This window comes from Mesorhizobium sp. B2-1-3 (genome assembly GCF_006442495.1).
Taxonomy (GTDB): domain Bacteria; phylum Pseudomonadota; class Alphaproteobacteria; order Rhizobiales; family Rhizobiaceae; genus Mesorhizobium.
Genome location: NZ_VFWL01000006.1, coordinates 181,598 through 199,945, shown reverse-complemented (window position 1 = coordinate 199,945; position 18,348 = coordinate 181,598). Strand labels below are relative to the sequence as shown.

Annotated in this window: 18 protein-coding genes; 8 read left to right on the top strand and 10 right to left on the bottom strand. The window is 64.4% G+C overall.

Features of this window, described 5'->3' with window-relative positions; translation table 11 throughout:
* Positions 1-14: 14 nt before the first annotated feature.
* The 4 genes from FJ973_RS13135 to FJ973_RS13115 form a co-directional block, all read right to left on the bottom strand.
* Positions 15-1,160, bottom strand: coding sequence for a hypothetical protein (locus FJ973_RS13135; RefSeq protein ID WP_140556118.1), 1,146 nt, complete (start codon positions 1,158-1,160; stop codon positions 15-17).
* A gap of 220 nt (positions 1,161-1,380) precedes the next feature.
* Positions 1,381-2,469, bottom strand: a complete 1,089-nt coding sequence (locus FJ973_RS13125) for a hypothetical protein (protein WP_140496064.1) — start codon at positions 2,467-2,469, stop codon at positions 1,381-1,383.
* A 326-nt stretch (positions 2,470-2,795) separates the two neighbouring features.
* Positions 2,796-3,185, bottom strand: coding sequence for a cytochrome c family protein (locus tag FJ973_RS13120; protein ID WP_140556116.1), 390 nt, complete (start codon positions 3,183-3,185; stop codon positions 2,796-2,798).
* A 136-nt stretch (positions 3,186-3,321) separates the two neighbouring features.
* Positions 3,322-3,933: a thymidine kinase gene (locus FJ973_RS13115; protein WP_140516940.1), complete on the bottom strand. Its 612-nt coding sequence runs from the start codon at positions 3,931-3,933 to the stop codon at positions 3,322-3,324.
* A gap of 75 nt (positions 3,934-4,008) precedes the next feature.
* Here FJ973_RS13115 and FJ973_RS31585 point away from each other — a divergent pair, with 75 nt between their 5' ends.
* The 4 genes from FJ973_RS31585 to choV all read left to right on the top strand — a co-directional run bounded on the left by FJ973_RS31585 (position 4,009) and on the right by choV (position 7,279).
* A complete protein-coding gene (locus FJ973_RS31585; RefSeq protein ID WP_263483040.1) occupies positions 4,009-4,134 on the top strand; it encodes a hypothetical protein in 126 nt (41 codons plus the stop codon).
* 37 nt (positions 4,135-4,171) lie between these two features.
* Positions 4,172-5,107 carry a choline ABC transporter substrate-binding protein gene (locus FJ973_RS13110; protein WP_140496061.1) on the top strand — a complete coding sequence of 312 codons (936 nt, stop codon included), beginning with the start codon at positions 4,172-4,174 and terminating at the stop codon, positions 5,105-5,107.
* Positions 5,108-5,246: 139 nt separating this feature from the next.
* The gene (gene choW / locus FJ973_RS13105; protein ID WP_140516938.1) at positions 5,247-6,101 is read left to right on the top strand and encodes a choline ABC transporter permease subunit; all 855 of its coding nucleotides are present in this window, start codon (positions 5,247-5,249) and stop codon (positions 6,099-6,101) included.
* On the top strand, positions 6,098-7,279 hold the full coding sequence (choV, locus tag FJ973_RS13100; protein WP_140496059.1) for a choline ABC transporter ATP-binding protein: 1,182 nt from the start codon (positions 6,098-6,100) through the stop codon (positions 7,277-7,279). The genes choW and choV overlap by 4 nt, the downstream gene beginning before the upstream one ends.
* 15 nt (positions 7,280-7,294) lie before the next feature.
* Here the strand turns inward: choV and FJ973_RS13095 are convergent, their stop codons facing one another.
* Positions 7,295-8,704 (bottom strand): ATP-binding protein, encoded by a 1,410-nt coding sequence (locus FJ973_RS13095; protein ID WP_140516934.1) that lies wholly within the window; start codon positions 8,702-8,704, stop codon positions 7,295-7,297.
* Complete coding sequence (locus FJ973_RS13090) at positions 8,701-9,417, bottom strand: response regulator transcription factor (RefSeq protein ID WP_140556209.1); 717 nt, start codon at positions 9,415-9,417, stop codon at positions 8,701-8,703. The genes FJ973_RS13095 and FJ973_RS13090 overlap by 4 nt, the downstream gene beginning before the upstream one ends.
* A 280-nt stretch (positions 9,418-9,697) precedes the next feature.
* Between FJ973_RS13090 and FJ973_RS13085 the strand changes: the two genes are divergently transcribed.
* From FJ973_RS13085 to clpS, 4 genes are all read left to right on the top strand, one after another.
* Positions 9,698-10,000 carry a hypothetical protein gene (locus FJ973_RS13085; RefSeq protein ID WP_140556114.1) on the top strand — a complete coding sequence of 101 codons (303 nt, stop codon included), beginning with the start codon at positions 9,698-9,700 and terminating at the stop codon, positions 9,998-10,000.
* Positions 10,001-10,038: 38 nt separating this feature from the next.
* A complete protein-coding gene (locus FJ973_RS13080) occupies positions 10,039-10,272 on the top strand; it encodes a hypothetical protein (protein WP_140496055.1) in 234 nt (77 codons plus the stop codon).
* A 211-nt stretch (positions 10,273-10,483) separates the two neighbouring features.
* Positions 10,484-10,807 carry a hypothetical protein gene (locus FJ973_RS13075; RefSeq protein ID WP_140556112.1) on the top strand — a complete coding sequence of 108 codons (324 nt, stop codon included), beginning with the start codon at positions 10,484-10,486 and terminating at the stop codon, positions 10,805-10,807.
* Between the two features lie 100 nt (positions 10,808-10,907).
* Positions 10,908-11,213 carry an ATP-dependent Clp protease adapter ClpS gene (clpS, locus tag FJ973_RS13070; RefSeq protein WP_140496053.1) on the top strand — a complete coding sequence of 102 codons (306 nt, stop codon included), beginning with the start codon at positions 10,908-10,910 and terminating at the stop codon, positions 11,211-11,213.
* A 46-nt stretch (positions 11,214-11,259) separates the two neighbouring features.
* On the opposite strand, the gene FJ973_RS13065 is transcribed toward clpS, so the two are convergent.
* The 4 genes from FJ973_RS13065 to FJ973_RS13050 form a co-directional block, all read right to left on the bottom strand.
* Positions 11,260-13,338 carry a hypothetical protein gene (locus FJ973_RS13065; RefSeq protein ID WP_140496052.1) on the bottom strand — a complete coding sequence of 693 codons (2,079 nt, stop codon included), beginning with the start codon at positions 13,336-13,338 and terminating at the stop codon, positions 11,260-11,262.
* A gap of 63 nt (positions 13,339-13,401) precedes the next feature.
* The gene (locus tag FJ973_RS13060; protein WP_140556111.1) at positions 13,402-16,224 is read right to left on the bottom strand and encodes a DUF4159 domain-containing protein; all 2,823 of its coding nucleotides are present in this window, start codon (positions 16,222-16,224) and stop codon (positions 13,402-13,404) included.
* Positions 16,221-17,234: a DUF58 domain-containing protein gene (locus FJ973_RS13055; RefSeq protein WP_140516930.1), complete on the bottom strand. Its 1,014-nt coding sequence runs from the start codon at positions 17,232-17,234 to the stop codon at positions 16,221-16,223. Before FJ973_RS13055 ends, FJ973_RS13060 begins: the two co-directional genes overlap by 4 nt.
* Positions 17,234-18,238 (bottom strand): MoxR family ATPase, encoded by a 1,005-nt coding sequence (locus FJ973_RS13050; RefSeq protein WP_140496049.1) that lies wholly within the window; start codon positions 18,236-18,238, stop codon positions 17,234-17,236. Before FJ973_RS13050 ends, FJ973_RS13055 begins: the two co-directional genes overlap by 1 nt.
* Positions 18,239-18,348 lie beyond the last annotated feature (110 nt).

Below are 18,348 nucleotides of genomic sequence, written 5' to 3'. Positions count from 1 at the left end.
CCGTGGTGTGACGGTCAGACGTCCGAGATGACCTGCCCATTCGACAGGATGTGAACCTTGTAGCCGGAAAAGATCTTCTGCGCTTCGCCGGCGGCATAGAGCGCCTGGTAGGCCTCGTGCGGGATCAATGCGTGGTTCTCGTAGCTCGACACGCCCTGGCGCGCGGCCTCGAGGTCGTCGGTGTTGATGAAGAACTCCTGCGTCGTCTTCTCGCTTGAAAACAGCCCCCTGCGGCCGGGTTTTTCGCCCTTGGAGTAAACCTCCTGGATGGTCCAGGTCAGCAGCCAGGCGTTCTCCGGCTTGCGCACCTTGGCCAGAACCTCGGTCACCGTAGAATTGTTGTCGGTGATCCCGGCCGAATAGAAGGGGCCGAGCACGACGCGCCGAAGCTGCTTGGGGTGCAGCGGCTCGAAGTCCTTGTCGAGATTGACGGCGATCGTTGCCGGCGACAGCGTATAGGCCGAGTTCTTCTCGGTGAAATCGTCGAAGCGATGGGCAAGCTCGGGATTGAGCAGGCCATCGACTGGCAATGGAATGTCGATCTGGTCGTTGAGCTTGCCATTGCGGTCGACGAGCTGGCGGATCATGTCTTCGGAGGAATCTTCCACCGTCACCATGTAGACCAGCGGCAGGTTGGCGCTGCCGTCGAAGGTCGCCCAATGGACCAGGTAGTAGGGCCGCGCCGTCTTCGGATTGACGGAAACCTTGGCCGTCTGCGCCAGGGTGAAGGGGCCGAAGGTCTGCTCGCTCTTGACGTCCTCGAGATAAAGCCTCTCGGCCATCGACTTCTGCAGCGCTTGGGGGAATTCCTTGTGGCGCAGGATGAAGTCGGCCATCTCCTCGCGCAATTCGTCGGCCAGCGGGATGTTGGCGAGCCGCGTGTCAGCCTGGCGGCGGTCGTTTTCGAGCTCGAGCAGGTTCTGGAACACCGGGAATCCGCTTTCGGCGCGCGAAATGCGGAACGTGTCCATGAAGCCCAGCCGGTTGCGCCAGCAGGAGAACGACTTGTCGAGCCGGGCGATGTATTCCGCGACGATCTTGGCGACGATGCCGTGCCGGTAGAGCGGCGAGCGATCGTCGCGCATGAACACTTCCAGCCCGCTGAGCGCTGCCGTGATTGCCGAGAAATACCGCGCCGCCGCGTCGTTTTCGGAGATCATGCTACTAGCCTCAAGTCGGTGCCAAGCACCCCCCTCTGTCCTGCCGGACATCTCCCCCTCAAGGGGGGAGATTGGCTGTTGCTTCGTCTCGCATTTTTTTTCGGTGTTGAAGATTGGCGAAAGCCGATGTCACAAGCGATCTCCCCCCTTGAGGGGGAGATGTCCGGCAGGACAGAGGGGGGCGTGACGGAACGCGACATTGGCGAGTGCAGCAATGCAATTACGACTGCACGTAATTGGCCGAATTGTGCTTCTTCAGCACTTCGTCGAAACGGCGGGCGAAGGCGTCGTCGGCCAGTTTCTTGCGGCGCTGGATATCGGCGGTGGCAACCATGTTCTTCTCGTGCATCTCGAGCAGGTCGCCAATGTGCTTCTGCGAGGCGGCGCCGATGCCGGCCATGGTCTCCTCGGCGGTGTTGTCGACCTGGCTGCCCAGCGTGTTGATCTTGTGGGCCACATCCTGCTGGGCGGCGGTCTTCAGCGAATCCTCCAGTGCCTTGTAGAGGACGATGCGCTGCTCGGTGTCGATGGTCAGCTTGTTGATCAGCGTCGACTGCGCTGCGATCTGGTTGTTGAGCGAATCGACGAAGGTCTGGAACATCGAGGTGTAGCGCTCCAGCGTCTGGCTCTCGGCCAGCAACTCCTGTTCCTTGGCCTGCTTCTCATTGTATTCCGTGGCGAGCTTGGAACGTTCGCCTTCGAGCTGCGTGCGTTCCTTCTGGCTGGTGGAGGCGGCGATCTTGTTTTCGATGTCGAGCAGCATCGGATTGAGCTCCTCGATGCGCTTCTGCACGGTTTCCAGGTTGGACATGGTGGCCTTGCGGCGCTCGATAACCTGCGACAGGCTGGTCTCGGAGGTTTTGTAGCGCTGGTCGAGGACTTCTTTCTGCGCCTTCAATATGCCGACGATGGTGTCGGACTTGGCCAGCAGTTCCTGCAGGTTGCCCGCCAGTGACATGTTGCGGACGCGGTCGGTGCGCAGACGCTGCTTGCGTTGGCTGGAGAAGATGCCGATGAAGTTTTCCCAGCCGGTGTAGTTCTTCATGCTCTCGAACTCGGCGCCGAAAACGTTGGTGGCGTCCTCCAGCCCGATGATCAGGTCGGCGATATTGCCTTCCATCACCTTCTGCTGCTTCAGCACGTCTTCGATGCGGGCGTTCTCGATATCGAAATTGGCGTCGCCGATCTTCTTGTCGGCGGTGGCAAGTTTGTCGAGCACGGCGCCGGACTGGTCTATCTTGGTGCGCATGTCCTGGACGACCTGCTTGGTCCTGGCAATTTCGGCATCGAAATTCTGCAATGTCGCCATAAGGGCCTCCCGCTCCGGCATCAGGTCGCTGATTGCGAACAGCGGCGAATATATGTGGGGCTTCAGGGGATTGAAAGACGTGAAGACAGGGGCGCTTCGAAAACAAAAACCTTGCCCACGCCCTTGAAACGCAATCGATCCGCGATCATGGCGAAAGGATCGTTTGGAATACGCGTGGTTCAACTGTCATTGAACTTCAACGTCGGCGGATGTCGGCCAGGCATTCAGCCCCCCGCTGCCACGAATGCCTGAAATCCGACGGAGCATTGAGCGCGGTGAGGACGGTGGCAGCTCGGCGTCCATCGCGGGGACGGAATAATCCTGGCTCAGGGCTTGGGATCGGCCTTCAGATAAGCGATGACATTGGCGATGTCCTCGTCGCTGCTCAGGCCGGCAAAGGCCATCTTGTTACCGGGCACTTTTTGCCGCGGCGCCTTCAGATACTCGGCGAGGTTGGCCTCGTCCCAGACGAGACCGGCGGCGCCTGCACTCTTCATCGCTTCGGAGTAATGGCCGAGGAAGCTCTCGGCACTGCCGGCGGCGCGGCCGACGACACCCATCAGATGCGGGCCGACCTTGTCGCGGTCGCTCGCTGCTTCATGGCAGGCCATGCATCGGTTGAAGACCCTCTTGCCCAGTGCCGGATCGCCGCCGGCATGGGCGGCAAGGACGCCGGCAAGCAGAAAGGCTGCGGCAGACGAAGCGGCTCGAAACATGGCTATCCCCGACGAGTTCTGGCTGGAACGAGAGGACGCAGAATAGGACCGGGGCCTTAACAAACGCTGCATCGTGGCGGGATCGCGAAAGCCGATCGATGGCGGCAAGTGTGGCGGCCGTGATGCCACAGCCCGGTCAAGGCGCGACAAAGCCGATGAAATCGTCGGGGGCGGCGCGACCCATTTCTTCTTCCCAATGGCGACGGCAGAGCGAGACATAGACGTCCTTGCCGATCGCCACCTGTTCGCCCTGCCGAGCGACCTTGCCGTCGGGGCCGAGGCGCACCACCATCGTCGCCTTGCGGCCGCAGCGGCAGATGGTGCGCACTTCGCGCAGCTCATCGGCTATGGCCAGCAACGCGCGCGAGCCGGAAAACAGCTTGCCCTGGAAATCCGTGCGCAGGCCATAGCACATGACCGGAATGTCGAGCCGGTCGGCGATCCGGGCGAGCTGCCAGACCTGCTCCTCCTCGAGGAACTGCGCCTCGTCGACGAAGACGCAATGCACGGCACCGTGCTGATGATGTTCGGCGACGCGGGCGAACAGGTCGTCGCCGTCACGAAACATCTCGGCTTCCGTTTCCAGTCCGATGCGTGACGAAATCAGGCCGGTGTCGCCCTTGCGGTAGTGGCCGGCGACGAACAGCATCGTCGTCATGCCGCGCTCGCGGTAATTGTACGACGCCTGCAGGAGCATCGTCGTCTTGCCCGCATTCATCGTCGCGTAGTGGAAATACAGTTTGGCCATGGCGCCCTTTTAAGCCCACTTGGCCGGGCCCGGGGAAGGCCCCTGGCAGGCCTTCCACCAAAAAAGCCGGCTCGCATGGAAAAAGCGGCTGACGTGTCGCTGATCGGCCAGCCAGCGCCGTTGATCGTGATTGCCTTAATGCTTGAAACCGCACGAGAATGGTGTTTGGCTGACGAAACAAGGCGGGCACAAAAACCGTGACTTCGCCTCGCCAAAGAATCGAAATGGGAGAAAGTTCATGTCGCGTATGAATTCCTTCGTCGCAGGCCTCGGCCTTGCGGCTTTCTTGTCGACGAGCGCTGCCTTCGCCGGGGATCCGGCTAGCTGCAAGGCGGTACGCCTTTCCGATGTCGGATGGACCGATATCCAGGCGACGACCGGCATCGCCTCGGTGCTGCTCACGGCGCTCGGCTACGAGCCGCAGGTAATCCAACTGTCGGTGCCGGTGACGATGGCGTCGCTGAAGAACAAGGACCTCGATGTCTTCCTGGGCAACTGGATGCCGTCGATGACCAACGACATCAAGGACTACACGGCCGACGGTTCGGTGGAGACCATCAGCACGAACCTGACCGGCGCCGGCTACGGCATCGTCGTGCCGACCTATGTGGCGGATGCCGGCGTCAAGACACTCACCGACCTCGGCAAGTTCAAGGACAAGTTCGACGGCAAGATCTACGGCATCGAGGCCGGCAATGACGGCAACCGCATCATCCTCGACATGATCAAGAACCCGAAGGACAATCTCGAAGGCTTCGAACTGGTCGAATCCTCGGAGGCCGGCATGCTGACGCAGGCCGAGCAGTCGATGAAGAACAATGAGTGGATCGCCTTCCTCGGCTGGACGCCGCACCCGGTGATGGGCGCCATGAAGATCACCTATCTCGACGGCATGGGCGACAGCGGCTTCGGTGCCGCCACCGTCCACACCAATGTGCGCAAGGGCTACACCACCGAGTGCCCGAACGCCGGCAAGCTCATTGCCAACCTCAAGTTCAACCTGGACATGGAAGGCCAGTTGATGGACGCCATCCTCAAGGGCGGCGACGCCCAGACTGTCGCCACCGACTGGCTGAAGAAAAATCCGGATGCCGTGACACCCTGGATCGCCGGCGTGACCACCTTCGACGGCGGCGATGCGGCAGCGGCCATCAAGACCGCACTGGGGAGCTGAGCCGACTGACTTCGGCATGCACGCGTGAGAACAAAAGGGCAGCCACTGGAAAAGGCTGCCCTTTTTCATATGCTGTGAGAAGATGACGTGACGACAGCGGACACCGCGGCAAAGCGATGCCGGTAGGAGAGGGGGCAAGATGGATCCGATTTCCAAATTCCTGGTCAGCTACAAGATTCCCATCGGCCCATGGGGCAAGGCGTTCTTCGGGTTCCTCACCGACAATTTCGACAACGTCTTCAGGGCCTTTTCCAACGGCCTGAACTTCATCCTCGACGGCCTGGTCGACCTCCTGCTGGTGGTGCCGCCGGTGCTGCTGGCGCTCATCATCGCCATCATCGCCTGGCTGCTGCAGCGTTCGCGCCCGCTCGCGATCGGCGTCTTCCTCGGGCTGATCTTCATCATCAACCAGAACCTGTGGAAACAGACGGTGCAGACGCTGGTGCTGGTCGTGGCCGCCGCCGCCATGGCAATGGCCATCGGCGTGCCGCTCGGCATCTGGGCGGCGCACAAGCCGAAGGTCTACCGCTTCATGCTGCCGGTGCTCGACCTGATGCAGACGCTGCCGACCTTCGTCTACCTGATCCCGGTGCTGACCCTGTTCGGCCTTGGCAACGCGCCCGGCCTCATCGTCACCATCATCTTCGTCATCCCGACCGCGGTCCGGCTCACGCATCTCGGCGTCGTCTCGGTGCCCAAATCGATCATCGAGGCCGGCGAGGCCTTCGGCGCCACCAGGAGCCAGCTGCTGTGGAAGGTCGAGCTGCCCTCGGCGCTGCCCACCATCATGGCGGGCCTGACCCAGTCGATCATGCTGTCGCTGTCGATGGTGGTGTTCGCGGCGCTGATCGGCGCCGGCGGGCTCGGCACCGAGATCAACCGCGCGCTCGGTTCGCGCCGCATCGATCTCGGCCTCGAGGCCGGGCTCGCCATTGTCGTGCTCGCCATCGTGCTCGACCGCATGACCCGCATTGGCGTTGGAGGCAAGAAATGACCGTCGCCGTCGATTTCAGGAACGTCGATATCGTCTTCGGCGCCGACCAGGCGGGTTCGCTGGCGCTGATCGACAAGGGTGCGACGCGCGCCGAGATCCTCGAGCAGACCGGCAATGTGCTCGGTTGTGCCGGGGCCAGCCTTACCGTGCATGAGGGCGAGATTTCCGTCCTCATGGGTCTGTCCGGCTCGGGCAAGTCGACACTGCTGAGAGCGGTCAATCGCCTGAACGTCGTCTCGCGCGGCCAGGTTCTGGTCAAGGATGGCGACCGCACCGTCGATGTCGTCACCTGCGACGAGGCTACCTTGCGGCGCCTGCGGCAGAAGCAGGTTGCCATGGTGTTCCAGCAGTTCGGCCTGCTGCCGTGGCGGACGGTGGAAGAGAATGTCGGGCTTGGCCTCGAACTTGCCGGCGTGCCGGACGCCGAGCGCAAGGAGCGCGTGCACAGGCAGCTCAAGCTGGTCAATCTCGAGCAGTGGTCGAAGAAATACGCGCATGAGCTTTCGGGTGGCATGCAGCAGCGCGTCGGCTTGGCGCGCGCCTTCGCCACCGAGGCGCCGATCCTTCTGATGGACGAGCCGTTCTCGGCGCTCGACCCACTGATCCGCACCAAGCTGCAAGACGAGTTGCTGCAGCTGCAGGCCGAACTGAAGAAGACCATCATCTTCGTCAGCCACGACCTCGAGGAAGCGCTGAAGATCGGCAGCCACATCACAATCATGGAGGGCGGACGCATCGTGCAGACCGGCGCGGCGGAGGACATCGTGCTCAAGCCGGCCAACGATTATGTCCGCGACTTCATCGCCAATGTGAATCCGCTGTCGGTGCTGACCGCCTGGAACGTGATGCGCGACCGCCGCGATCTCGAACAGGGCAAGGACGGCTGGGTGTGGCTCGACCGGCGCAAGACGACGCGCTTCAAGATCGACGATCATGGCCTTGTGGCGGCGGCCGAGCGTGACGGCAAGCCGGCGGTATGGGTGTCCTGCGCCGAGGTCGAAGGCCAGCCCGAGGAAGCGGCCCAGGTGTTCTGGGCCAATCCCGGAACGTCGCTGAAGACCGTGATGCTGGCCATGCACCGATCGCAGACTGCGCCCGTGGCGCTGTTCGATGATCAGTCGCGCTTCGTCGGCGCGATCGGCATCAGGGACGTGCTGAGCGCGGTGCTGCGGCGGTAATCCCTCAGTCCTGTCTCAAGTCGCCAGCGGCAGCCTCAATTCCGTCAGCAGGCCGCCCTCCGGATGGTTGGACAGGCGGATCTCGCCGCCGGCGGCACGGGCGATGTTGCGGGCGATGGTGAGGCCGAGGCCGAGGCCGCCGGTCTGGCGGCTGCGGGACTGCTCCAGGCGTACGAAAGATCCGAACACGGCGTCGATCTGGGCTTGCGGAATGCCCGGCCCTTCGTCGCGTATGGCCAGCGTGATCATGTCGCCCGACCGGTACAGGCAGAGATGCGCCTTCTTGCCGTAGGTGACGGCATTCTGGACAAGGTTGGTGATGCAGCGCTTGAGCGCGACCGGCCGCGCCATGCAGATCAGGCCGCGCGAGCGCGTATCGTCATTGTCGAAGGAGACCTCGGTGTAGCCGTCGGCGATCGATTCCACCAGCGACCAGAAGTCGATGCGCTCGCTCTTTTCCTCGTTCACCTCGAAAGTGGCGAAGTCGATGACCGAACTGGCGATGCTTTCGACATCGGCGAGATCGTGCGCCAGCGCCTCGCGAACCGCCGACTTGCGCAACAGTTCCAGGCGCAGCCGCATCCTGGTCATCGGCGTGCGCAGGTCGTGCGCCAGCGCGGCGGCCAGGTGCTCACGGTCCTCGACATATTCACGCAGTCTCGCCTGCATGGCGTTGATCGCCTTGGCGGCGGCGCGCACCTCGCGGCTGCCGCTTTCGGCGATCGGCGGGCTCTTGAGGTCATTGCCGATCCGGTTCACGGCGGTTTCCATCATTCGGTAGGGCGCGGTCAGCCGGCGCAGCGACCAGATCGACATGATCACCACCAGCCCCGCTATCAGCGAATAGAGCGGCAGGCTGTCGAAGCTCAGGATCGGGCCGACCGGCGTGATCGGCTCGGTGAAGTTCAGCCATTGGCCGTCGGCGAAGCGCAGCGAGGCGGTCAGCTTGTCACTCTGGGCGAAATTCGCCGCCAGCACCAGGAGATCGCGTTCCACCTGGCCGACGTCCCTGTTCATGACCTCGCCACCGGGGCTGTCGGATTCCTGCGTCGCCGGATCGCGCCGGACGCGCGCGTCGGTGACGCCGAACTTCGACAGCCGTCCAACGAGAATGTCTTCCAACTCGGCGAGTTCATCGTCGCCGGCGATCGACGAGGTGACCGCGGGGGTGTCTGAAACCGTGAGAGCATAGGTGGCGTTGAACAGGCCGGATGCGGTCGCCTTGCGTTCCTCGGGCGTGGCGGCATGCATCAGCTGCACCAGCGAATAGGCGCGGTCGTTGAGGCGGTAGAGATCGACCACGTCATTGGCGGCCGCGCGGTCGCGCGACACGATGTAGAGCGTCGCGACCTGACTGATCAGCAGGCCGGCAATGACGATCAGCAGCACCCAGACAGGCAGGGTCTGCGGCAGGAAACGTCTCATTCGGAAGTCGTTTCGGGGAGGAACTGATAGCCGCCGCTGCGCACCGTCAGGATCAGCTTGGGCGTCTTGGGATCATCTTCCATCTTGCGCCGCAGCCGGCTGACCAGGATGTCGATGCTGCGGTCGAAGGAATAATCGCTGTCGCCGCCGGAGAGTTCGATGAGCTGGTCGCGGGTCAGCACGCGCTGTGCGCTCTTGACGAAGGTCTGCAACAGGTTGAACTCCGCCATGGTCAGTTCGACCCTGACATCGTCGGGCGCGGTCAGCCGGCGCCGCGAACAATCCATCGTCCAGCCGGCGAAGCGGTAGATCTGCTTCGATGTGGCGCGCTTGGGCTCGGGGGCGCCGTTGCGCCGCAGCACGGCGCGTATGCGGGCCAGCAATTCGCGGGGGTCGAAAGGTTTGGGCACATAGTCGTCGGCGCCCATCTCGAGGCCAACCACGCGGTCTGTCGTCTCGGTGACGGCGGTCAACATGATGATCGGCGTCGAATACTGGGCCCGGATGTCACGGCACAGTTCCAGCCCGCTCCTGCCGGGCAGCATGACGTCGAGCACGATGAGATCGACCTGTGCACGGCGCAGGATCGTTTCCATCTCGGTGCCGTCGGCGGCAACCGATGTGTGCAGACCGCGCTTCTGGAAGAACTCCTGCAGCAGGTCGCGAATGCCCTTGTCGTCGTCGACGATCAGTATGTGTGCGTCGGATTTCACGGGGATCCTGTCTTCGTTGACCTGCCAAGCCGGCAGGCGGCCACCCACACGATAGAATTCGGGCCATATGTTGGCCAGTGCCTTGGATTTCAAGGCAAGGTAAATCCGGCAATCTCCACACCGAATGCGCTGGAAGCCTCCCGCCGGGGCGCACAGACACAATCCAGAAACAAAATTCTACAATCGGGAAAAACTCCTGAAAAACTAGGCCGGCATAACGGTGCCGTGGCGGTCAGGTCATTTGGCCGCGACGCAAGTCTCCGGGTTCACGGATTAACCGATGCCAAGGTTGTCGATCAGTTTGTTGGGTGCGTTGATGGGCATTTCGCTCGTCACAGCCGCTGCTGGACAATCGGATGCAAAAGTGACGCCCACCACCCGGACCGAGCGGTGTGCCAATCTCAGCCACCAATTCGACGAAGCCCTCGAAACCCATGCCACGGCAACGCAGGTCACCGCGGCAAAGGCACTTCAGAGAAAGGGCAACCGGTACTGCGCCGCCAAAAAACAGGCACAGGGCATCCGGATGCTCGCCAACGCTTTGAAGTTGCTGGGGGTGACACCGAACGACCCGGTTCAGTGACACTCGAAACCCGACCCGCATGAAAAGGAAATGAAGCCATGAAAAAGTCCATCCTCTCCGCCACCGGTCTCGCCGTTGCTCTCGCCTTCGCCATGCCGGCTCTCGGCAACGCCGCTGCCACCACGACCGCCGCTCCGGCTGCTTCCTCGACGACCACCGCTCCGGCGACCACGACCGCCAAGCCTCCGGTGAAGAAGGTCGTTGCCAAGAAGCACAAGAAGGCGAAGAAGACTGTCAAGAAGACCGACAAGAAGGTCGCTCCGAAGGCTTAATCCAGGTCGGGCACACTGCCTGCCTTATGACAAGGCCGCTCCAGTCGCGTTTTGCTGGAGCGGCCTTCTTCCTGTCCGAAAAAGCCGAAGGCCGTGTATCGGCAGTGAAGCGAACGGACAGGTCCGAACGATGTGGCCGAAGCCGGCGCCGGCGGTTTTGTCTCGATCGGCCTTAACCCGATTGCAAGGCCGGCGCCGTAGGACAATCCGCATGAAGAGGCGGCTTTCGTCCATTCTGCGCTCGATCGTGTTCGGCGGCCTGGTCGCCACCGGCGCCGCCCGGCTTATGATCCTGCTCACCGCCAGTCCCGTGCCGGATCCGGCCAGCGGCCGCACCGAGCCGTCACTGTTCGCGCCTGTGATTTCCACCGACTGGGATTACATCACGCCCGCGCAGACCTGGCTGCTCATTGCACTTTTCAGCGTGACGCTGATCTGCGTCGTCGCCTGGCCGGTCGCATCCTGGATGGAACGCCGGTCGGATGCGGCCGGAAACTTGCCCTCCCGGCGCGGCTTCGGCCGCCAGGGCCGTTGAACCGCGGGCCACATTTCCCACATAGCTCTGTGATTGGACGCTCGCTTTCGCCCGTGCGAAAATAGGGGCGTAGCCGAGGCTCGCGCAATTGCCGGTTCCCATGCCTGAAATCACGACAAAACCCCGTACGCAGACCCTACCCAAGACTGAGCGGCCGAAGCTCTACAAGGTCATCCTGCTCAATGACGATTTCACGCCGCGTGAATTCGTGGTGACGGTGCTGAAGGGCGAGTTCAAGCTCAGCGAAGACCAGGCGCATCGGGTGATGATCACGGCGCATCGGCGCGGCGTCTGCGTCGTCGCCGTCTTCACCAAGGACGTCGCCGAGACAAAGGCGACACGGGCCACCGACGCCGGCAAGGCCAAGGGCTATCCGCTGATGTTCACGACGGAGCCGGAAGAGTAGAGCAGGTTTCTTCCCTTCTCCCACAAGGGGAGGAGGGAAAATGCTCCTATCGTCCTTCGCGGTACCACATCGAACCCATCGCCAGCAGCAGCAGGCCGAGGCCGAGAAAGCCGCCGAACAGCGGAACGCGCGAGACCGCCTTGAGCACGCTGTCGTCGGTGGTGCGCAGGCCGATCCAGTCGGCGCCGGACGCTTCTCCCGAGGACCGTACGGGGACGATCGAGGGCAAGGTCACGTCGCCGCCTCCAAGGGTCGATCCCGCAAGCCTGCGAACGCTGCCGCCGGTGGCTTCGGCGGGAGCCTTCAGCCGGTCCTGCGTGGAAACGACGTCGGCGAATTCGGGTGCGTTGACCGGCCCGACATGGGCGAGCGCGGTAAGGTCGCCATTGCCGACCTGGTAGAGGCCGATCTCGGAGGTCTGGGCGCTGCCCAGGAAGACACCGGGTTCGGATTTCTCGAGCTTGACGGTAATGGTCTTGCCGGAGGGCGTAATGATCTGGGCCGGGCCGGGGTCGTCGGCCATGGTCTGGCGGCGGATTTCCAGCACCATGCCGCGCCCGTCGGCGGTCAGCCGTTCCTCCTCGAGCTCTGGCTCCTTCATCAGCCAGTGGGCGATGCGGCGGTAGAGCTGGACATGCGGGCCGCCGCCTTCGAAGCCGCGCGCCCACAGCCAGCCCTGGTCGGACAGAAGCATGCCGACGCGGCCTTCTCCCTTGCGGTCGAGCAGGAGCAGCGGCCGGTTGTCGGCCCCCTTCATCACCACCTCGCCTTCGGGATTCTGCACGCCTATGGTGCGGAACCAGCGGCTCCAGTGCGGCGGCTCGCTGGCAGAACCGTCGAGACCGCGCGTCACCGGATGGCGCTGGCCGATGTCGGTGAGGCGTGGGTAGAACGCCTTGTCGACGACCTCGCCGGTCGGCATCGCCGGCAGCGCCGACATCAGCGGCGTGCGCGCGATCGAGCTTTCACCGGCATATTCGGGTCCGGCCGCAATCAGCAGCGCGCCGCCTTTTTCGACATATTCGGAGATGTAGTCGTAATAGAGGATCGGCAGCACGTCGCGGTGCTGGTAGCGGTCGAAGATGATCAGGTCGAAATCCTTGATCTTCTCGACGAACAGTTCCCGCGTCGGGAAGGCGATCAGCGACAATTCGTTGATCGGCGTGCCGTCCTGCTTCTCCGGTGGCCGCAGGATGGTGAAATGGACGAGATCGACCGAGGCGTCGGATTTCAACAGATTGCGCCAGGTGCGCTCGCCCGCATGCGGCTCGCCAGAGACGAGCAGCACGCGCAGGTTCTCGCGAATGCCGTCGACCAGCGCGATGGCGCGGTTGTTGGTGTCGGTGAGCTCGCCCGGCTCGCGATCGATGGCGAGTTCGATGATGTTGCGCCCAGCGCCGGGAATGGTCACGTGCAGCGGCATGGCCTGGCCGACGGTGGCATGCTCGACAGCGACCTGCTCGCCATTGACCGAAACGCGCACATCGACCGGCCCGGTCTCGTTGCTGGTTGAAATGACGCGATAGGTCATATCGAGCGGCTTGCCGACGAGGGCGAAGCGGGGCGCGTTCTCGAAACGTATGCGGCGATCCTTCTCGTGGTCGTTGCCGGTGATCAAGGCGTGCAGCGGGGCATTGAAATCAGGCGCGCCGGCGGGTGCGTCATGCACTTCGCCATCGGTGATCATGACGGCGCCGCCGATGCGCGAGGGCGGCACGTCGCGGAAGGCGTTTTCGAGCGCGCCGAACAGCCGCGTTTCCGTGCGTTCCTCGGCGGCTTCCGACTTGCCGGCCTCGACGACGCGGACGTCGAACTGCTTGAAGCGGCCGAGGCGCTGCTCAAGCCCGGCCAGCGCCTCGTCGGTCTGTTTGGTCCGTTCACCGATGTCCTGGCTCTGGCTCCGGTCGACGATCAGGGCAACCACGCTTTGCTGCGGCTCGCGCTCCTCGTTGAGGAACACCGGATTGAAGAGAGCGGCGGCGAGCGCCAGCAATGCGACGAGGCGCAGGACCGCGCCGCGCTGGCGAAACCACAGGCCGACGGCCGCGAGCAGGGCCAGCGGCACCAGCACAAGGGCCAGCAGCGGCCAGGAGATCAGCGGTTCGAAGGAGATCGACCAGTTCATGCCTTACCCTCCCCCTTGCAGGGAGGGCCGATCCGGGGAGCGAGCGCAAGAAGGAGCGTCATCTTACTGGCCCAACCGTTCAAGCAATATGGGCACGTGCACCTGGTCGGATTTGTAGTTGCCGGTCAGCATGTACATCATGATGTTGACCCCGGCGCGCAACGCATAGATGCGCTGCATCGGGTCGTTGGGCACGGTCGGCAGCAGCGGGTCGCCATTCTCGTCGACGGCCCAGGCGCCGGCGAAATCATTAGCGGTGATCATGATCGGCGAGACGCCGTCACCGGTACGCACCGGCCGGTTTTCGGCATTGCTGGCGTCGAGCGATGCCTCGACCCAGAGCGGGCTGCCGGCGAAGCGGCCGGGGAATTCGGGCAGGATAAAGAAGGATTTGGTCAGCACATGATCCGACGGCACCGGCTCCAGCGGCGGCACGTTGAGGTTGCCGAGGATGTCGCGCAGCCGCTCGGTGGCGGGGCTGGTCGAGTCGGCGCCGATGCCGTTGGCGAACTGGTCGCGCGTGTCGAACAGCACGGTGCCGCCCTGCTGCATATAGGCATCGATACGGGCAATCGCGGCCTGGCTGGGCATGGCTGCGGCCGGATCGATCGGCCAATAGATGAGGGGAAAGAACGAAAGCTCGTCCTTGGAGATGTCGACGCCGGCCGGCGCGCCCGGCTCGAGCGCGGTCTTCTCGATGAGGAAGCGGGTCAGGCCCTCGAGCCCGGCGCGACTGATCGAATCGTCGCCGGGCACGCCGGTCAGCACATAGGCGATCCGGGTCTTGGAGATGTCCTCTATGGCGGCGGTGTCGCCAGGCTTGGCATCGTCGGCGCGCGCGGGGCCGACATGGCCGAACAGCGCGCCGAGCCCGATCAGAATGGCCGCCATGGTGGTTACGGCCGCAGCGCGGCGCGGCCTGCGCGTCAACAGGCCGCCCATCCAGAACACCGCCAGCGTATCGAGCACCATCAGCGCCAGCGCGGCGGCCACCAGCGCGCCCTTCAAATTACGCGATTCGTCAAAGGCATACTGAATTGTGGTGACCGGGACAGTGATTTGCGGGCGCGCCAGCGGCGCAAGCGTGCTTGTCGCATCGAGCAAATTGTGGGCGAAAACGCCGGCTTCCGAGCCATAGAGGCCGGGCGGGTTTTCGAAGGTCACCGGCAGTGTACCGGCGCCCGGCACCAGCGGGCGCGCATCCGGCGTCGGCGGCACCAGCATTCCGTCGGCCGCTATCATGCGGTAGGGCGCCAGCGAGGTGGCGGCGGCTTCGGCATTGGCGATGGCGGCTCCCTGGTTGCGCGACAGCTGCACGATGCGGCGCAGCATCTCGACGAAGCTGCCTGAGATCGGCAGGTTCGACCAGGTTGCTTCGGGCGTGACGTGGAACAGCACGAGCGTGCCCTTGCCCTTCTTCAGGCCGGTGACCAGAGGCGTGCCGTCGGCAAGCGCTGCCCAGGTGCGCTCGACGATATCGGGCGTCGGTTCGGCCAGCACCTGCCTGGAAACGGTCACCTCGGTCGGCGGCGCCAGATCGGCGAAGGGGCCAGCCTTGGGGAATTCGGTGACCGGCTGCGGCGTGGTCCATGACAATGCGCCGCCGAGCGAGCGTTCGCCGGTGCGCAGACGCACCGGCAGCAGGTCGTCGTCATTGCCGGCGGCGGCCAGCCGCGACCCGGCGAAACGCACCAGGGTGCCGCCCTTTTCAACCCAGTCGACGAGCCTTGGCCTGATCTGTGCGGGAATGGTGCCGATATCGGCCATGACGATCATCGCCGGCTTCTGGTCGAGGATCTGCGGAATGGCGTCGGCCAGGTCGGCGCTGGAAGGTTCGACCAGGTCGGCGAAGGGCTGGAGCGCGCGCCTGATATAGTAGAGCGGCGACAGAAGCGGCTGCGCCTGGTCGGCCTCGGCCTGCGATAGGAGTCCGACGCGGCGGCGCTTGGAGCTTTCGTCCAGCACGCGCACCGCGCCCGCCTGACGCTCGCCATCGAGCGCGATCGAGGCGAAATCGTTGCGCAGCTCGAACGGCACCGCCATGGTGCCGGTGGCGGTGGATTGGCCGGGTGCGAAAGTCAGCGTCGCATCGGCGATGCGGCGGCCCTTGTCGTCGAAGGCGCCAGCGGTGACTTGCGCCGGGGCCGCATCGCCGGGCGCGCGGATGGCGGCGAGGGCAAAACCGTCGACGTCGTTCTCGGCGCCTGTCAGGCCGGTCAGCGACATCCGGTCGGCAACGGCCCACACGACGCGGGCGGCGTTTTTGGACAGGAGCGTGTTGAAGGCGGCCTCGTCGCCCTTCGCCGCCAGTCCGTCGGCCAGCACGGCGACGCTGGCGCCCGGCAGGCGCTCCAGGGCGGCGGCGACGCGGGCGTAGACCGCCGGCCGGTCGGTCGGGATCGGCCGCGGCTTTGCCGCGCGCAGGCGGTCGAGCGCCGCGGCCGCATCGAAGGGGCCGATCTCGGCATTGGGTTTTTCGGCGGTGAAGGCGATGATGACCGGCACGCCGTTCGAACCGGCGTCGGCGATCAGCCGCTCGGCGGTTGCGATGCGCTTGTTCCAGTCGGCGGCGCTTGCCCAGCCATTGTCGACGACCAGCGCCAGGGCCGCGCCCTCGGCCGGCAGTTTCTCGCGCGGATTGAAGACCGGTTCGGCAAGGGCGGCGACGATGAGCGCCGCCATCAGCAGCCTGAGCAGCGTCAGCCACCAGGGGCTCTGCTGCGGGGTTTCCTCGCGCTTCAGCACGCGCGCCAGGATCTTCAGCGGCGGAAACACCTCGGTCTGCGGCCTGGGCGGGGTCAGCCTGAGCAGCCACCAGATCACCGGCAGCGCCAAAAGACCCCACAGCAACATGGGCGCGCCAAAGAAAAGCGGCAGCCAGCTCATGCGACGGCCTTTCCTGGCTGATCGCCACCAGCGATCATGCCGCCACGATCGCCAGCGATCGGCCTGGGCTGATCGCCACCGGCGATCATGCCGACGTGGCCAATGGCGGTCAGCCCGGGCTGACCGCCATCCGTCATCGCCATGTGCAGGCGTACCAGGGCGTCGGAAGCCAGCCGATCCGTGTGGTTGACGGTGAAGCTCCAGCCGAGCCGCTTGCACCAGCTGGCCAGTTCCTGGCGTCGGGCGCCATAGAGCAGGCGATACTCATCGGCCAGCATCTCGGCGCGGCCGGCGGTCAGCTTGTCGCCGCTCTCCGGGTCGGTGAATTCGGTGCGGCCGGCATAGGGGAATGTCTCCTCGGCCGGGTCGGCGACCTCAATCAGATGCGCGCGCACGCCATGGCGGGCGAGCACGTCGAGCCAGGCCATGGTTTCCTCGACCGGGTCGAGGAAATCACTGGCGATGACGATGTCGCAGAAGCGGCGGATGCCGGAGAGATCGGGCTTGGCCGGCAAGTCGCCGGCATGCATGAGCTGGGCGGCGATGCGCTCGGCGCCGTTGCGGGCGGTGAACGGATCGGTAAGGCCGGGCCAGGCGATGCGCTCACCGCTGCGCGACAGCAGCTCGGCCATGGCCAGCGCCAGCACCAGGCCGCGCGATTGCTTGGAAACGGCGGCACCGGTCGATTTGTAGAGCATGGACGGTGAGGGGTCGGCCCACAGCCACACCGTATGGGCAGCTTCCCATTCGCGGTCGCGCACATAGGTGTGGTCGTCGCGAGCCGAGCGGCGCCAGTCGATGCGCGAGGAATCGCCTTCGACATAGGGCCGGAACTGCCAGAAATTCTCGCCGATGCCGCGCTTGCGGCGGCCATGCCAGCCGGCGATCACGGTGTTGACGATGCGGCGCGCCTCGACCAGCAAGTCGGGCACGAGCGAAGCCCGCAACCGGCCGCGGGCGAGCGCGTCGCGCGTCGCTGCCGGAGCCTGGAGCTCGCCGATGCGCGCCATCAAATCCCTTTCACGAGCTTGGCCACCACATCGCGCACGCTGGTGCCTTCGGCGCGGGCGGCGAAGGTCAGCGCCATGCGGTGCTGGAGCACCGGCTCGGCCAGAGCACGCACATCGTCGACCGACGGCGCCAGCCGCCCATCATAGAGCGCGCGCGCCCTCGTGCACAGCATCAGTGCCTGGCTGGCGCGGGGACCCGGGCCCCAGGCGACATGCCTGTCGGTTTCGGCATTGCCCTGGCCGGGGCGCGCCGAGCGCACCAGGGCCAGGATTGCCTCGACCACGCTTTCAGGCACCGGCATGCGGCGGATCAGCGTCTGAATATCCCTCAGCCGCGCCGGCTGCAGCACATTCTGTGCCTTCGCGTCCTCGACCCCAGTGGTTTCCAAAAGGATGCGGCGCTCGGCCTCGAGTTCGGGATAGAGGATGTCGACCTGCATCAAAAAACGGTCGAGCTGTGCCTCGGGCAGCGGATAGGTGCCTTCCTGTTCCAGCGGGTTTTGCGTCGCGAGCACATGGAAAGGCGAGGGCAGGTCGTGGCGGGCACCGGCAATGGTGACGTGATACTCCTGCATGGCCTGCAGCAGCGCCGACTGGGTGCGCGGCGAGGCGCGGTTGATCTCGTCGGCCATCAGCAATTGCGCGAAGATCGGCCCGGAAATGAAGCGGAAGGAGCGCTTGCCGAATTCGTCCTGCTCCATCACCTCGGAGCCGAGAATGTCCGAGGGCATCAGGTCGGGGGTGAATTGGATGCGGCGCGAATCGAGGCCGAGCACGATGCCCAGCGTCTCGACCAGCTTGGTCTTGGCGAGGCCCGGCACGCCGACCAGCAGCGCGTGGCCGCCGGCCAGAAGCGCCACCAGAGCGCGTTCGACGACACTTTCCTGGCCGAAGATGATGCGACCGACCCCGTCGCGGACCCTGGAAATGTCGGCCAGCGCCTTCTCGGCCTCGGCGATCATGTCTTTTTCGCTGATCGGGCTTTCCTTGACCATCACGCTCATGCAGCATCGATCCTTGTGGTTGGAAATACCAGCTTGACGCAGAATGCCGCGATTCGGCTCCGTCTGGCGCCTGCCTTCAAATTTAAATCACAGAGTTAGGCTGACAAGCG

Coding starts and splice junctions, on each gene's coding strand:
- FJ973_RS13135 (WP_140556118.1), bottom strand. CDS start 1,160: ATGATCTCCGAAAACGACGCGGCGGCGCGGTATTTCTCGGCAATCACG.
- FJ973_RS13125 (WP_140496064.1), bottom strand. CDS start 2,469: ATGGCGACATTGCAGAATTTCGATGCCGAAATTGCCAGGACCAAGCAG.
- FJ973_RS13120 (WP_140556116.1), bottom strand. CDS start 3,185: ATGTTTCGAGCCGCTTCGTCTGCCGCAGCCTTTCTGCTTGCCGGCGTC.
- FJ973_RS13115 (WP_140516940.1), bottom strand. CDS start 3,933: ATGGCCAAACTGTATTTCCACTACGCGACGATGAATGCGGGCAAGACG.
- FJ973_RS31585 (WP_263483040.1), top strand. CDS start 4,009: ATGGAAAAAGCGGCTGACGTGTCGCTGATCGGCCAGCCAGCGCCGTTG.
- FJ973_RS13110 (WP_140496061.1), top strand. CDS start 4,172: ATGTCGCGTATGAATTCCTTCGTCGCAGGCCTCGGCCTTGCGGCTTTC.
- choW (WP_140516938.1), top strand. CDS start 5,247: ATGGATCCGATTTCCAAATTCCTGGTCAGCTACAAGATTCCCATCGGC.
- choV (WP_140496059.1), top strand. CDS start 6,098: ATGACCGTCGCCGTCGATTTCAGGAACGTCGATATCGTCTTCGGCGCC.
- FJ973_RS13095 (WP_140516934.1), bottom strand. CDS start 8,704: ATGAGACGTTTCCTGCCGCAGACCCTGCCTGTCTGGGTGCTGCTGATC.
- FJ973_RS13085 (WP_140556114.1), top strand. CDS start 9,698: ATGCCAAGGTTGTCGATCAGTTTGTTGGGTGCGTTGATGGGCATTTCG.
- FJ973_RS13080 (WP_140496055.1), top strand. CDS start 10,039: ATGAAAAAGTCCATCCTCTCCGCCACCGGTCTCGCCGTTGCTCTCGCC.
- FJ973_RS13075 (WP_140556112.1), top strand. CDS start 10,484: ATGAAGAGGCGGCTTTCGTCCATTCTGCGCTCGATCGTGTTCGGCGGC.
- clpS (WP_140496053.1), top strand. CDS start 10,908: ATGCCTGAAATCACGACAAAACCCCGTACGCAGACCCTACCCAAGACT.
- FJ973_RS13065 (WP_140496052.1), bottom strand. CDS start 13,338: ATGAACTGGTCGATCTCCTTCGAACCGCTGATCTCCTGGCCGCTGCTG.
- FJ973_RS13060 (WP_140556111.1), bottom strand. CDS start 16,224: ATGAGCTGGCTGCCGCTTTTCTTTGGCGCGCCCATGTTGCTGTGGGGT.
- FJ973_RS13055 (WP_140516930.1), bottom strand. CDS start 17,234: ATGGCGCGCATCGGCGAGCTCCAGGCTCCGGCAGCGACGCGCGACGCG.
- FJ973_RS13050 (WP_140496049.1), bottom strand. CDS start 18,238: ATGAGCGTGATGGTCAAGGAAAGCCCGATCAGCGAAAAAGACATGATC.